General features: G+C 32.3%; 15 protein-coding genes and 1 tRNA gene. 1 reads left to right on the top strand and 15 read right to left on the bottom strand.

Annotated features, from left to right (window positions below):
* From bsdE14_RS18800 to bsdE14_RS18780, 5 genes are all read right to left on the bottom strand, one after another.
* A tRNA-Sec gene (locus tag bsdE14_RS18800) sits at nucleotides 1-97 on the bottom strand.
* A gap of 117 nt (nucleotides 98-214) precedes the next feature.
* Nucleotides 215-2,122, bottom strand: a complete 1,908-nt coding sequence (selB, locus tag bsdE14_RS18795) for a selenocysteine-specific translation elongation factor (protein ID WP_264851533.1) — start codon at nucleotides 2,120-2,122, stop codon at nucleotides 215-217.
* Between the two features lie 13 nt (nucleotides 2,123-2,135).
* The gene (gene selA, locus bsdE14_RS18790; RefSeq protein ID WP_264851532.1) at nucleotides 2,136-3,524 is read right to left on the bottom strand and encodes an L-seryl-tRNA(Sec) selenium transferase; all 1,389 of its coding nucleotides are present in this window, start codon (nucleotides 3,522-3,524) and stop codon (nucleotides 2,136-2,138) included.
* Between the two features lie 58 nt (nucleotides 3,525-3,582).
* On the bottom strand, nucleotides 3,583-4,611 hold the full coding sequence (selD, locus tag bsdE14_RS18785; protein ID WP_264851531.1) for a selenide, water dikinase SelD: 1,029 nt from the start codon (nucleotides 4,609-4,611) through the stop codon (nucleotides 3,583-3,585).
* 142 nt (nucleotides 4,612-4,753) lie between these two features.
* Nucleotides 4,754-5,347 (bottom strand): helix-hairpin-helix domain-containing protein, encoded by a 594-nt coding sequence (locus tag bsdE14_RS18780; protein WP_264851530.1) that lies wholly within the window; start codon nucleotides 5,345-5,347, stop codon nucleotides 4,754-4,756.
* Nucleotides 5,348-5,471: 124 nt separating this feature from the next.
* Here bsdE14_RS18780 and bsdE14_RS18775 point away from each other — a divergent pair, with 124 nt between their 5' ends.
* Entirely contained in the window at nucleotides 5,472-6,689 is a 1,218-nt protein-coding gene (locus tag bsdE14_RS18775; protein WP_264851529.1) for a D-alanyl-D-alanine carboxypeptidase family protein, read from the top strand.
* 24 nt (nucleotides 6,690-6,713) lie between these two features.
* Here the strand turns inward: bsdE14_RS18775 and bsdE14_RS18770 are convergent, their stop codons facing one another.
* The 10 genes from bsdE14_RS18770 to rplU all read right to left on the bottom strand — a co-directional run bounded on the left by bsdE14_RS18770 (nucleotide 6,714) and on the right by rplU (nucleotide 13,675).
* Nucleotides 6,714-7,613: an RluA family pseudouridine synthase gene (locus bsdE14_RS18770; protein ID WP_264851528.1), complete on the bottom strand. Its 900-nt coding sequence runs from the start codon at nucleotides 7,611-7,613 to the stop codon at nucleotides 6,714-6,716.
* A gap of 52 nt (nucleotides 7,614-7,665) precedes the next feature.
* The gene (locus bsdE14_RS18765) at nucleotides 7,666-8,049 is read right to left on the bottom strand and encodes a RidA family protein (RefSeq protein ID WP_264851527.1); all 384 of its coding nucleotides are present in this window, start codon (nucleotides 8,047-8,049) and stop codon (nucleotides 7,666-7,668) included.
* A gap of 28 nt (nucleotides 8,050-8,077) precedes the next feature.
* A complete protein-coding gene (locus bsdE14_RS18760; RefSeq protein ID WP_264851526.1) occupies nucleotides 8,078-9,319 on the bottom strand; it encodes an LCP family protein in 1,242 nt (413 codons plus the stop codon).
* 29 nt (nucleotides 9,320-9,348) lie between these two features.
* Nucleotides 9,349-9,918 (bottom strand): bis(5'-nucleosyl)-tetraphosphatase (symmetrical) YqeK, encoded by a 570-nt coding sequence (yqeK, locus tag bsdE14_RS18755; protein WP_264851525.1) that lies wholly within the window; start codon nucleotides 9,916-9,918, stop codon nucleotides 9,349-9,351.
* A 15-nt stretch (nucleotides 9,919-9,933) separates the two neighbouring features.
* Entirely contained in the window at nucleotides 9,934-10,536 is a 603-nt protein-coding gene (nadD, locus tag bsdE14_RS18750; protein ID WP_264852299.1) for a nicotinate-nucleotide adenylyltransferase, read from the bottom strand.
* 163 nt (nucleotides 10,537-10,699) lie between these two features.
* The gene (locus bsdE14_RS18745) at nucleotides 10,700-10,990 is read right to left on the bottom strand and encodes a YhbY family RNA-binding protein (RefSeq protein WP_264851524.1); all 291 of its coding nucleotides are present in this window, start codon (nucleotides 10,988-10,990) and stop codon (nucleotides 10,700-10,702) included.
* A gap of 262 nt (nucleotides 10,991-11,252) precedes the next feature.
* Nucleotides 11,253-12,527 carry a GTPase ObgE gene (obgE, locus tag bsdE14_RS18740; protein ID WP_264851523.1) on the bottom strand — a complete coding sequence of 425 codons (1,275 nt, stop codon included), beginning with the start codon at nucleotides 12,525-12,527 and terminating at the stop codon, nucleotides 11,253-11,255.
* Between the two features lie 200 nt (nucleotides 12,528-12,727).
* Complete coding sequence (gene rpmA / locus bsdE14_RS18735; RefSeq protein ID WP_264851522.1) at nucleotides 12,728-13,033, bottom strand: 50S ribosomal protein L27; 306 nt, start codon at nucleotides 13,031-13,033, stop codon at nucleotides 12,728-12,730.
* Nucleotides 13,034-13,037: 4 nt separating this feature from the next.
* On the bottom strand, nucleotides 13,038-13,364 hold the full coding sequence (locus bsdE14_RS18730; RefSeq protein WP_264851521.1) for a ribosomal-processing cysteine protease Prp: 327 nt from the start codon (nucleotides 13,362-13,364) through the stop codon (nucleotides 13,038-13,040).
* A gap of 2 nt (nucleotides 13,365-13,366) precedes the next feature.
* Complete coding sequence (gene rplU, locus bsdE14_RS18725; RefSeq protein ID WP_264851520.1) at nucleotides 13,367-13,675, bottom strand: 50S ribosomal protein L21; 309 nt, start codon at nucleotides 13,673-13,675, stop codon at nucleotides 13,367-13,369.
* Nucleotides 13,676-13,769 lie beyond the last annotated feature (94 nt).

The following is a 13,769-nucleotide window of genomic DNA, read 5'->3' as shown; positions in this document are numbered from 1 at the left end:
TGGCGGGAGTATGTGTGAATCGAACACACCCATCGTGGTCTTAGCACGACAACACAGTTTTGAAGACTGGCGGGCACACCAGCACCCATCTACTCCCATATTAGATTAATTTAAGAACAAATGAATTATATCACAGCACTGCTAAGTTGTAAATATATTATTTTATTGAATTCCCTTCATTTTGAAGGGAATTCAAATTATACATCAATTTCTTTTAATAAAGCACTCTATTATCTTCTAGTCTCTTTGTAAGCTTTATGCTATCAAAATGTTCTAATAGTGCAACAGCATATTTTCTGCTTGTATTAAATAGATCTCTTGCCTGTGCTGCAGTAATACTTTGATTTTCTTTTATAAATTCAATTACCATTGACTTTGAAGCTTCATAGTATTCTTTTAATATAATACAATCCTCTGATGCCTTAACTAAAACTCCGGTATCAAGCAATGAATCATATACCATCTTAAAATTCTTTTTATCTTTTTCACCTGCAAGTAAGTCCTCATATTTGGGAGGCATATATTTTCCTTCATCAAAAGCAGCTGCAATTTTATCTTTTATTCGGAGTTGTTCCTTTGTATAGTTAATTTCAAAATTGAAATTTGCTATAAAGGTACCATTTATTCTTATATTGTTTCTTTCAGCAAATATATTAAGTATCTCATCATAAGTCTTTTGCTTAATGCTCTTTCCGAATATTTTATTCTTAACTTCCTCTTTTGGCATGCCTGCTTTAAGTGGATTATCCTTATGGTATTTAATAAGAATTTCTTCAAGCTTTTCAGCCTTTTCTTTTAAATATTTATTATGAACATATATAACTTTATCAAGAGAAGTCAGCCTTACAACTTTTCTGTCTTTAACAAGTTCATTCAATTTATCTTCAATAGCTTCTTCATTTTTTCCTAAAGACTTTAGGATGCTTGAGACCTCTGGAAAAGACTCACTTAAATTATATACTGTGTTTTCAATTATATTCTCACTTTTTCCACTCTCTTTTATCTTTATTTCTTCGATATATCCACTATCAAATCTTTTAGCTTTTTTTGAAACAGGTTCAATTATTACCCCTCCACCAATTGTGTCCATAGGAGAGTAACTTCTTATAACGAATCTGTCTCCTCTTTGTGCTGTAAGTGGCGCTTCTAGCCTTAATTGCACATACCCACTCTCTCCAGGGTTTAGTTCTTCTTTATCAAGCAAAATAACCCTGCAAAGAATTTCACTTGTACCATGATATAACCTTACCCTCTGCCTATTTTCTAAAGGTTTTTCTGCATTTTTTAAATAGTATAAGGATGCATCCACGATCATAGAAGGTTCCATAAGATTTTCTTTTGATATTACGTCGCCCCTTGTTATTTCGTCTACCTTTACATTAGCAAGATTAATTGCACATCTCTGCCCAGCCTCAGCAAATTTAACAGAACTTTCATGTACCTGGATTCCCCTTACCTTTGTAACTATATTTGAAGGATATATTTGAACAGTCTCTCCTTCATTAATTCTTCCACTTATTATTGTTCCAGTTATTACTGTGCCAAAGCCGCTTACGGAAAATACTCTATCCACCGTCAGCCTAAAATGTCCCTCAGTATCCTTAGCTTCAACTTGTTCAGTAGCTTTATCTATTTCAGCTATAAGTTCCTGAATACCAGCCCCTGTTTTTGAAGACACTGCATGCAGTGGTGCATTTTCTAAAAAGGTGTTTTTAAATTCATTTTTTACATCTTCTTTTATCATTTCAAGCCATTCTTGATCTACCATGTCTGCCTTAGTAAGCACAATTATTCCCTTTTTAACATTTAAAAGTTGAAGAATTTCAAAGTGTTCCCTAGTCTGTGGCATTATTCCTTCATCAGCAGCTATAACAAGTAAAACTAAATCCACGCTGCTTATGCCAGCAAGCATATTTTTAATAAATTTTTCATGTCCTGGTACATCGATAATTCCTGCTCTTCTGCCAGAAGGAAGATCAAAAAAAGTAAATCCCAAATTAATGGATATCCCTCTTTCTTTTTCTTCTTTTAATGTATCAGTTTCTCTACCTGTTAACGCTTTTATTAGTGTGGTTTTGCCATGATCTATATGCCCTGCTGTACCAACAATTATATGTTTCATCTTCCCATCTCCACTATACTGTAATATTCCTAAAGGCCTCAACTATAACTTCAAAATCACTATCCTTTATAGTTCTAAGGTCCATTATTATTTCTCCATTAAAAACTCTAACTATAATTGGAGTAGAATTTTTTCTTAACTTCAATTCCATCTGTTCAGGTGTTATTTCATCACATTTTGCCTTTATAACATAGGTTTGTATTCTCTCTGTAGGCATAGAACCTCCACCTACCATTGAGAAATCCTGATCTATGGTAAAATTAATATTATTTATTTCTTTTTGAAGTTTATTCTTTAATTTATGAGCTCTTTTCTTATGTTCTTCCTTGGAACTCAAAATCATGTATAAAGTAGGCAAGTGTTTTACTGCTTCTTTTTCGTCAAGATAGAATTTTAGGGTCCCTTCCAATGCTGCTAGTGTCATCTTATCTATTCTTAATGCGCGTGTAAGTTGATTCTTTTTAATTCTATCTATGTATTCTTTCTTTCCAGCTATAATTCCAGCTTGTGGTCCTCCAAGCATTTTATCTCCGCTGAAGGTAACCACATCTATTCCTTTTCTTATGCTTTCCTGAACAGTTGGTTCATGGGTAAAACCATATTTTGAAAAATCAATTAGCACTCCGCTTCCTATATCCTCTACAACAGGAATCTTATATTTGCAGCCTAGTTCCACAAGTTCTTCAATTCCTACCTCCTCGGTAAATCCCATAATTTTAAAATTAGATGTATGTACCTTAAGTAATACCCCTGTGTTTTCATTTATATTATTTTCATAATCATATAGATGTGTCCTATTAGTAGTACCAACTTCAATTAGCTCTGCTCCACTGAAACTCATAACATCTGGTATTCTAAAGGAACCTCCAATTTCAACTAGCTGACCTCTTGATACAACTGCCTGCTTTTCTTTACAGAGTGTACTTAATACAAGCATAACTGCTGCTGCATTATTGTTAACCACCATTGCTGCTTCAGCACCAGTTATTTTTACAATCAAATCTTCAACATGCTCATACCTTGAGCCTCTTTGACCGCCTTCAAGATTGTATTCTAAATTATTGTAGTTTTCTGCAACTCTTAATACATTTAGAGCAGCTTCTTTGCACAGCAAAGATCTCCCTAAATTAGTATGGATAATAACACCAGTAGCATTTATCACACTTTTCAAGTTAGGATCATTTTTGTGTTTTAAAATATTATCAAAACACTGTAATATATCTTGTTTAGAAAACTCACTGATCTTTCCGTCTAAAATTTCTTTTCTATACTTATCTATACTTTCTCTCAAAGATTCTATAACAAAAATCCTCATTGCTTTGTCCAGAGACATTTTAACCACTTCTTCGTTCAAAAGCTCATCTACTTTAGGCAATGCTCTAAGAAGTTCTTTTTTCTCCATCCCTTTAACCTGCCTTTCACAGTATTAATGAATAATAATTAGCACAATGCTAAGCTTATTATTCTACAACAATATAGCTTTCTTCGTAAGGTAATACTTTTCCAACAATTGATGATTTTAACTTAAGCTCATTTAATTCTTTAAGTATTTTTTCACTTTCATCTTCTGAGCAGCTAAACAGAAGTCCTCCTGAAGTTTGTGGGTCAAATAAAATATCTTCCATCCACTCAGGAACATCTCTTAACTCATATTTTCCTTGCAAATAAGTCCTGTTGTTGTAGCTTCCTTCAGGTACAAGTCCCATCTCTGCATATTCTTTAGCTTCATTTATATAAGGAATTTTATCTTTAAATAGCTTTAGTGTCACATTTGAGCCGCTGGCCATCTCATATCCATGTCCCATTATCCCAAAGCCAGTAATATCTGTGCAGGCACTTATAGGATATTTTGTAATTATTTCTGCAGCATATTTATTCAATGTCGCCATTACTTCTACAGCGGTATTATAAGCATCTTTAGAAGCTACTTCTCCCTTTATAGCTGTATTTATTATTCCTGTACCTAGAGGTTTTGTTAAAATAATTACTTCTCCTACTTTGCATCCGCAATTTTTTAAAACCTTCTGTGGATGAACTATTCCTGTAACTGATAAACCAAACTTTGGTTCATTATCATCAACAGTATGCCCACCTACTACTACTGCTCCTGCTTCAATTACTTTGTCTGCTCCACCTCTTAGAATTTCTCCTAAGATATCCATGGATAAACAAGTTGGAAAACATACAATGTTCAAGGCCATAATTGGCTTACCACCCATGGCATATACATCACTTAGAGAATTAGCTGCAGCTATCTGTCCATAAGTATATGGATCATCAACAACAGGTGTAAAAAAGTCTAATGTTTGTATAGTAGCCATTTCATCATTTAATTTGTAAACAGCTGCATCATCTGAGGTTTCAATTCCCACAATCAAGTTTTTATCTTCCATTTTAGGTAATTTACTTAGTATATTCGAAAGGGTCTCCGGCCCTATTTTGGCTGCTCACCCGGAGGTTCTTGTCATTTCAGTTAATCTCTTATCCATATTAACCCTCCTTCTTAATCATAGCCTCCCAATAGATATAATTATTACTTTAACCTGCATCCAATAAAATGCATAACTATTAATTATCCTATTTGAGAGTGCTCTTCTTTTGTAAATCTTCAAAATAATTTTATAATAATAGCTATCTAATGTCTACCTTATCCCTAAATTTATTTATTGTCTTATCTCCAATTCCACCAATTTTTTTTAAATCTTCAATGGTATTAAAATAACCATTCTTATCTCTATAATCTATTATTTTTTGAGCTGTCACAGGACCTATTCCACTTACCTTATCTAATTCGTCTAAAGTTGCAGTGTTAATATTAACTTTATCTTCAACCTTTGATGCATTTGAAGCACTTGACTTTAAGCTATTATTGGCAGTTTCCCCTTTTTTATCAATATAAATAAAGTCCTCATCCTTAAGCTTTCTTGCCAAATTAAGCTTCGGGTTTTTATCTGCATTTTCAGTAAATCCCCCAGCCTTCTTAACTAGTTCTTGTACAATGCTGCCTGTTTCTAATTTGTATACACCAGGTGATTTAACTTCACCTTCTATGCATACCGTTATTAATTTAGCATCCTGTTTTTCCACAGATTGACTATCTACAAATATATCATTCTCATTTGGATTATGTGCCTTAGGTCTGGATATAAAATACCCTACAACCAAAAACGCAAAAAATACTATTAAAATGACTATTGATCCAATTATCTTCTTTTTTTCTCTCATAAATGACCTCCATATATTATAAAACCATATCATCTATCTAAATTATTGACATATTATAAAATTTTTGTCGCTTATTTAAAACTTTTTTGATATACTTTTATTAGTATCGTTTTAGGAGGCAAAAATGAAAAAGTTTTTAACTATTTTATTATCGTCAATTATTATTTTTTCTAATATAAATTTAAAGGTTTTAGCAAAAGAACCTGAACCAACAGTATCTGCTGAAGGCGCAGTTTTAATGGATGCAGCTACTGGGGAAATTCTATATTCTAAAAATATGAACGCTGCTTTTCCACCTGCATCAACTACTAAGATTATGACTGCACTATTAACCTTAGAAAAATGCAACTTAGATGATATCGTTACTGTTGGAAAGAATCCTCCTTTTGCAGATGGAAGTAAAATCTATATATTTGAGGGTGAACAGTTAACTGTAAGAGATTTACTATATGGTTTGTTACTCCCATCAGCTAATGATTGTGCAGAAGCTTTAGCTGAACACATCTCTGGTTCTATGGACGAATTTGCAAAGCTGATGAATAAAAGAGCTAAAGAATTAGGTTGTGAAAACACAAATTTTGTAAATCCTAGTGGGTTATATAATGAAAACCATAAAACTTCAGCTAAAGATTTAGCTCTCATTATGAGACAGCTTTCAAGTATGCCTGAATATAAAACAATTGCTACAACTTTAGCTACAAAAATTGCTCCAACAAACAAAAATAAAGAGGAAAGACCTTTATGGAATGAGAATAAGTTAATCCAAAAAAATTCAAGATACTATTACGATGGTATTATTGGTGGAAAAACTGGATATACTGTTCAATCAGAGCATTCATATGTAGCTGCAGCAACAAGAAACGGACAAAGATTGATTGTTGCCCTAGTACATGATAAAAACAAAACTTTTTTTGAAGATTCCGTCAATTTATTTAACTATGGTTTTAATAATTATAAATTAGAAAAGCTATTTTCTAAAGGTGATGAAATTTCGAGTTATAAAAGTGAAAATTTAACCATACCACTTATAGCAGGCGAAGATTTTTACTATGTAAAAGAAAAAAATTCAAATGAAGTACCTACTTATACAATACCACAAACAAACTTAAGTGACAGATCCTTTAAAACTGGTGATATTCTGCTAGAAACTCCTGTTACCTTTAGCAATAAGCAAGTTGGTAATCTAAAGATAGCCAGCGGCATTGATCATGAAATAAAACCTGTTTTTAGCTTTAAAAGTGACTCTAAGGTAAATAATAATTTATTGTACTTTGCTGTTCCGGGCATTGCAATAATATTGTTAATGGCAGTTTTTATAAAAAGATATAAAAGAGTTAGATAAAAACACTAAAAAATAAGTAGGTACTTACCTACTTATTTTTTCTATTAAACATTTCATGTCATCGGGTATATCTGTTTCTAAAATAGTAATTTGTGATGTTCTTGGATGCGGAAACGCCAATTTATAAGCATGAAGTGCTTGTCTGTTTATAAAATCCTCATCCTGATTTTCTCCATATAAACTATCCCCATAAATAGGGTGTCCTAAATGACTTAAATGCACTCTAATTTGATGTGTCCTTCCCGTTTCTAAAGTTAGCCTCACCAAATCTGCATTATTAAAACTTTTTACTACTTCATAATGGGTAATGCTTTTTTGACCTCTATGGTCTATTATCCTTCTAATACCTGCTTCTTCATCCCTATAAATAGGTAAGTCAATAGTTCCTTTTTTATCTTTCATATTTCCATGTACAATTGCATAATAACTTTTCTCAAAGTCTTTTCTTTGCATATCTCTAGCTAAAGCCATATGAGAAAATTGATTCTTTGCCACAATTATTAGACCTGAAGTATCCATGTCCAACCTACTTACAAGTCGGACTATGCAATTTTCTCCTTTTTCTTTAAAGTAATACAAAAGCCCATTTGCTAAAGTACCACTCTGATAACTCTTTGTTGGGTGCACTACCATACCAGGACTTTTATTAACGACAATTATATCATTATCCTCAAAAACTACATCTATATCCATTTTTTCAGGCTCAATATTCTGACTTTCTTCTTTAACTACATCAAATTCTATTGTATCTTTATTTTTTAAAACATAATTTAATTTTACTATATTTCCATTTATCCTTATCCTGCCCTGAATTGCAGCACCTTTTATAAGTCTTCCAGAAAAACTTGCGACTTTTCTTAAATATTCCCCTAGTTTCATACCTACTTCAGACTCTTTTACTTCAAATATTAGTTTGTTGTCCATGTTACACCTCTACAAAAAATAACTGTGCTTTTAAGCACAGTTAATCTTTTAATTATTCTACTAAAGCAACTGCTTCAATTTCTATTTGTACATCCTTTGGAAGTCTTGCAACTTCAACACAAGATCTTGCAGGTGGATTATTTGTAAAATATTTTCCGTAAACTTCATTGATAGCCGCAAAATTATTCATATCTTTAATAAATATAACGGTCTTTACCACATTATTTAAAGATGTACCTGCTTCTTCTAATATTGCCTTTAAATTTTCCATTACTCTTTCAGTAGCCTTTTTGATATCGTCATTTACAAGTTCTCCAGTAGCAGGATCTATTGGAATTTGGCCAGAAGTAAAAAGCATTTGGCCTACCTTTATAGCTTGTGAATATGGACCTATCGCAGATGGTGCTTTTGAAGTATTTATTACCTTTCTTTCCATCTTAATTCCTCCCTTTGATATAATTTACTTATTTATAATCTTCTCCAAGCAATACTATTATATCAAAATTTTGTTCATTTGTAGGCATTATTTCAATATTATCTATACCAAATTCATTTTTAATTATTTTTTCTGCCTCTGGCTGCATACCATATACAGTAACTTTTGATTTTTTACACTTTTGACCATTTCCAGTAGTTGTATTACTATAGCCTTTTTTTGCAATGCTTTCGGCATATTTAGCAGCTAAGCCTTGTTTCACTGTACCATTAAGCACTTGAACTTTAATATTTTCTCTTTTTATTATATTGTTATTGCTTACCATCTCGGTTTTTGCATTCAATTTAGAAAGTAGTTGTACATTCTTATTTTGATCATATATGAAATAGGAAATCCCATCTATATAATCAGTATCCCCTTTTAAAGTAGAGGCTTTGATGCTTGATTTATCAAGTTTTCCAAATGTAGTTCCAAGCTTAATCATTTCTTCTACACTCATATTAGTCTCAATATAATTTGGTACAGTACTTAAAATGGAAGGTATCTTAGTAATTATTGCTGGACTTTTAAATTTATCTACAACTTTAGAAATAAACTCATGCTGATTTTCTATTCTTCCTAAATCACCATCGGATAAACCTGTTCCATCATTATTTTTTCGCCACCTAAAAAATTCTTCAGCTTTTTCACCATCTAGCTTCACAACATCTCCCTTTTTGAAGTGTATATGAAGATCTTGGGAATCGTCATCATAATCCATATTGCTGCCAATTTTCATTTCTACTCCGCCTAAAGTGTCAATAATCTTTCTAAACCCAGCGTAGTCTACTTTTCCATAGTAGTTTACCTGTACATCAAGCAGCTTCTGAACCGCGTCAATTAAATATGCAACTCCACCAATTGCATGACTTTCATTAATCTTTCTTCTTTTACCACTAATCTCAATTAATGTATCTCTGGGTATAGATACCATATTTAGCTCGTTTATTTTAGGGTTATAATTTAGAAGTATGATGGTATCCGTTCTCTTAGGGTCATTTTTGGCCGTTGAGCCCGGTGTTCCTATATCCACTCCCATTAATAGTATATTTACTGGCTCATCTTTTTTTACTGCAATAGGATTTATCTTATCTTTTCCAGTGTTAAAAGGTAAGTGAAAATTGTTAAAATAAAGATACCCCGTTGTACCAAGTCCCAATAATAATATCAATAATAAAAAAATAAGTATAAAATTTCTAAAGCTATTTGTTTTTTCTCTTAAATTCCCCATTATTTCACCTGCTATTTACAGTACAAACATTACAATAGTATGGTCATCAAACAATTTCTAGCCTCTATGGTTTTGTAATGAATTAACTGCTTTCTTTCTATAACATATTTAATTGTATTATCAAAAGACATTAACAGAGCTTCATCCAAATTTTTATATGTAAGTTCTCTAAGGTTCTCTACTCCAGGAAAATTCCTCATTGGTTCAATATAATCTGCAATATAAATGATTTTTTCTAAAACACTCATATTTTTCCTACCAGTAGTATGATAAGCAATTGCATTAAAGATATCTTGTTCATAAACTCCCATAATTTCCTTTGCAATAATTGCTCCTGCCAAGCCATGCATAATATTTGGACTTTTTTGTTCAACTTCATCTATAGTATACCCATTTTCTTCAATTATATTAATTATTTCCTCATCTTCCATATTTTTTGCGCAATCATGTATGAGCCCAGCTATTTTTGCCCTATCTTTATTTTCTTTAAAAAAATCAGCTAATTCAATTGCAGTGTTTCTTACCCTAATACTATGTTCATATCTTTCACCTTTTAGGTGTTTTTTTAAATAATCTTCCATCATTTGTTCACTCCACATTTATCTCAACTCCTTCTATTTGTACAATTTCAGTTGAAGTATACTGTTATACACTCCTTCTGGCATCATATAGCTTATATTCTTACCTTCTCTTATTTCATTTTTTATGTATGTGGAGGATATGTCCATAAGTGGCACTTCTAAAAAAGTAATTTTTTTATTATAAATATTTTCAACTCGTTTTTTTTGTTCAATTATATCCTTTTTATCATGTCCAGGCCTACTAAATACAATTAAATTGCTAGCTTCAAGGATTCTATCAACACTCTTCCACATATCTAGCTCTATGAGACAATCAGCACCAGTTAGAAACCACCACTGAGTATCAGGTTCCAAATTTTTAAAATGCTCTAAGGTTTTATAGGTATAACTCAATTCTTTATTATTTATTTCAAAATCACTAACCTTAAATCTACTTTCACTTCTAGTTGCCATTTTAACTAATTCGTAACGGATTCCTGCATCAGTAATCTCTTTATCTGTCTTATGCGGAGGATTGCCTGATGGCATAAATATTATTTCATCCATATTTAATGCATAAAGGCAATTGTATGCTATATGTATATGGCCATTGTGAATTGGATCAAAGGTACCACCAAAAATTGCTTTATTCATAATTATTCACCTTCAAATAAATAACTTATTATTATATTAAATATTAATGTAATATATGCTTATATTCATTTTACATAATATACCATTAATATTCAATTAATTTCAATTATTATTTTACAATAAAATTAGCATATATGAACTTAAAAACTCATATATGCTAAATAATTTATGGTAGCTCTATTCTAGGGTTTTTCCTTGACTTTCTATATAAAACAATTTTATTGCCTATAGCTTGAATACCTTCGCATCTAAGATTCTCACAGATAATATCTGAAGCTTCTCTTGCTTCAAAGCCACTATTATTAAGCACTGTTAGCTTTATAAGTTCTCTTGCCTCTAAAGCATCATCTATCTGCTTTAAAAAATTATCTTCAATTCCACCTTTTCCAAGCTGAAAAATAGGAACCATAGTATTTGCCAAGCCTCTTAAATACCCTCTTTGCTTGCTAGTAATCATTATTTTCTCCTTTCACTGGGAACACGGGGTAACCTATTCTTGTCGATTCCCACCGACAGGCGTCCGGGGTAATTCTTAACGCAAATTCTCATTTGCTAAATTACCCTTTAAAGGTCATTTAGACCTTTAACCCCGTAAAAGTCCATTTAGGACTTTTACCTCCTGTAGTTCTCCGGTACGCGAAATAATTATCACTTATTTCGTCCCCTGTATTTCTCTGTAAAACATAACAATTTTTAATTGTTATACCTTCTATAGTTCTTTATAATAAGAATTCAAATTCAAAGTCATTTAGTCTTACAATATCTCCATCTTTAATTCCCTTATTAACAAGTTCATCTAATATGCCCTTATTTCTTAATACTTTATGGAAATACTTTAATGAATCAGCATCATTAACATTAACACTTTGCAGTAGTCTATCCACAAAGCTTCCTTCTACTACATATACTCCATCTTCTACCCTTATTTCATAAGTAAACTTCTTTTCTTCAGGTACAAAGATTTCTTCATCACTAATTTCTAGTTCCATTACTGGTATAGTGCTTAACATTCTCGCAGCTTCCTTTATAAGTTCTTCCACACCCTGGTTTGTAGCAGCAGAAATCTTAAATATGCTTTTATATCCCATCTCATTAAGCTTTGCTTTGAAATTTTCGAAAATTGATTCGTCTTCAAGCATATCGCATTTATTTGCTGCAACAATTTGAGGTCTATCCCAAAGCTTAACACTATACTTTCTTAATTCTTCATTTATTTTTATAAAATCTTCAATAGGATCCCTATTTTCTACGCCTGATATATCAACTACGTGTATCAATAGCCTTGTTCTTTCTATATGTCTTAAAAAGTCAAGACCTAATCCAACTCCTTCAGCTGCACCTTCAATTATTCCTGGTATATCTGCCATTACGAAACTTTGTATTCCTGGTACGCTGACAACTCCTAGATTTGGCTTTAAAGTTGTAAAATGATAATTTGCTATTTTAGGTCTTGCCTTACTTACAACGGATAGTAGTGTTGATTTTCCTACATTAGGAAAGCCTAAAAGTCCAACATCTGCTAAAAGCTTAAGTTCAAGCTCAATCCATCTTTCTTCTCCAGGCATTCCTGGTTCAGCAAAACTTGGTGCCTGTCTTGTAGGGGTAGTAAATTTAGCATTACCTTTTCCACCCTTACCTCCTCTAGCAACCACATATTTATCATTAGGATGAGATAAATCTGCCATAATCTTATCCGTTTCTACATCTCTTATAATTGTTCCCATTGGTACCTTTATATAAAGTGTTTCTCCATCTTTTCCATAACACTTTGAACCTGAACCATTAGTTCCTCTCTCAGCCACATATTTTTTCTTATATGTAAAATCTAACAGAGTAGTCATGTTTGGATCCGCAATTAAAATTACGTCTCCTCCTCTTCCTCCGTCTCCACCGTCCGGTCCTCCAAGGGGTACATATTTTTCTCTTCTGAAGGAAATTGCACCGTTTCCTCCATCGCCAGATTTGGCAAAAATTTTCGCTGTATCAATAAACATAAAACTCACCTCTCATTTTTAAACTAATTAAGCTAATATATTTTCCGTATGTAAAAAGTCTTTATTAAATATGTAAATTTATAAAATCTGTAATGATTATATTTAAGTGAAGCATCCATAGCTATATTATTAACTAAATTATTTATTTTTATATTACTTATTGTAAGATTTAAAAAAGCACCCTATTGGGTGCTTTTATCTTACTCAGCTAATGAAGCTTCTACATTGTTAACAGGATAAACGCTTGCTTTCTTCTTATCTCTGCCAAGTCTTTCGAATCTAACTACTCCATCTACCTTAGCAAAAAGTGTATCGTCACTACCTATTCCAACATTAGCTCCTGGATGAATTTTTGTTCCTCTTTGTCTTACTAATATGTTTCCAGCAAGAACAAATTGTCCATCAGCACTTTTAACTCCAAGTCTTTTGGATTCACTGTCTCTACCGTTTCTAGAGCTACCTACCCCTTTTTTATGAGCAAATAACTGAAGGTTCATAACTAACATGGTGCTACACCTCCTCTACTTGTACCTTTATATAATCACCGTAACCAATTTCCATACTTTTAAATCCAAGCAGCATGGTTTCTAGTAAAACCTGACATTTTTCAATTTCCTCTAGGTTGTTATCCCTTAAACTCAATTGTAAAAAGCCATCCTTAATAATATGTTCTACACTAATTTTTAATACTTCTGTTATGCCATTCACTATAGTATAGGATAGAGCAGATACAGCACTACATACTATATCTTCGCCTTCCTCTCCATACTCAGCATGGCCTTCTATATTAAATCCCAATATCTTACTTGAACTTTGTTTAAAGCAAATATTAATCATAATTATGCATTAATCTTTTCGATTTGTAACTTAGTGTATGGTTGTCTGTGACCTTGCTTTCTTCTGTAGTCTTTCTTTCTCTTGTACTTGAAAACTATAATCTTCTTAGCTTTGCCTTCACCTAAAACTTTAGCTTCAACACTAGCTCCTTCAACTACAGGTTTTCCTACAACAAGACCTTCTTCTTTTCCTACTGCAAGAACATCAAGTTTAACAGAAGAGTCAACATCAGCATTTAGCTTTTCAACGTATATTACGTCTCCTTCTTGTACTCTGTACTGTTTTCCACCAGTTAATACTACTGCGTACATTAAAAACACCTCCCCTTACCAGTCTCGCCATCTAAGGTACACTTTTTCAAATGTTTAACAAAACCTTTTGCGTGCGGTCTACAGATGACATTTT

This window comes from Clostridium omnivorum, from assembly GCF_026012015.1.
Lineage (GTDB): Bacteria > Bacillota > Clostridia > Clostridiales > Clostridiaceae > Clostridium_AX > Clostridium_AX omnivorum.
The sequence above is the reverse complement of the archived record's forward strand: the minus strand, read 5'-3'. Positions and strand labels throughout refer to the sequence as shown.

What these genes read in the sequence shown, in the direction of transcription:
- rpmA (WP_264851522.1), bottom strand. Translation starts at nt 13,033, where the DNA reads ATGTTAGTTATGAACCTTCAGTTATTTGCTCATAAAAAAGGGGTAGGT.
- bsdE14_RS18780 (WP_264851530.1), bottom strand. Translation starts at nt 5,347, where the DNA reads ATGAGAGAAAAAAAGAAGATAATTGGATCAATAGTCATTTTAATAGTA.
- bsdE14_RS18770 (WP_264851528.1), bottom strand. Translation starts at nt 7,613, where the DNA reads ATGGACAACAAACTAATATTTGAAGTAAAAGAGTCTGAAGTAGGTATG.
- bsdE14_RS18760 (WP_264851526.1), bottom strand. Translation starts at nt 9,319, where the DNA reads ATGGGGAATTTAAGAGAAAAAACAAATAGCTTTAGAAATTTTATACTT.
- bsdE14_RS18730 (WP_264851521.1), bottom strand. Translation starts at nt 13,364, where the DNA reads ATGATTAATATTTGCTTTAAACAAAGTTCAAGTAAGATATTGGGATTT.
- rplU (WP_264851520.1), bottom strand. Translation starts at nt 13,675, where the DNA reads ATGTACGCAGTAGTATTAACTGGTGGAAAACAGTACAGAGTACAAGAA.
- yqeK (WP_264851525.1), bottom strand. Translation starts at nt 9,918, where the DNA reads ATGTGGAGTGAACAAATGATGGAAGATTATTTAAAAAAACACCTAAAA.
- selA (WP_264851532.1), bottom strand. Translation starts at nt 3,524, where the DNA reads ATGGAGAAAAAAGAACTTCTTAGAGCATTGCCTAAAGTAGATGAGCTT.
- bsdE14_RS18775 (WP_264851529.1), top strand. Translation starts at nt 5,472, where the DNA reads ATGAAAAAGTTTTTAACTATTTTATTATCGTCAATTATTATTTTTTCT.
- selB (WP_264851533.1), bottom strand. Translation starts at nt 2,122, where the DNA reads ATGAAACATATAATTGTTGGTACAGCAGGGCATATAGATCATGGCAAA.
- bsdE14_RS18765 (WP_264851527.1), bottom strand. Translation starts at nt 8,049, where the DNA reads ATGGAAAGAAAGGTAATAAATACTTCAAAAGCACCATCTGCGATAGGT.
- obgE (WP_264851523.1), bottom strand. Translation starts at nt 12,527, where the DNA reads ATGTTTATTGATACAGCGAAAATTTTTGCCAAATCTGGCGATGGAGGA.
- bsdE14_RS18745 (WP_264851524.1), bottom strand. Translation starts at nt 10,990, where the DNA reads ATGATTACTAGCAAGCAAAGAGGGTATTTAAGAGGCTTGGCAAATACT.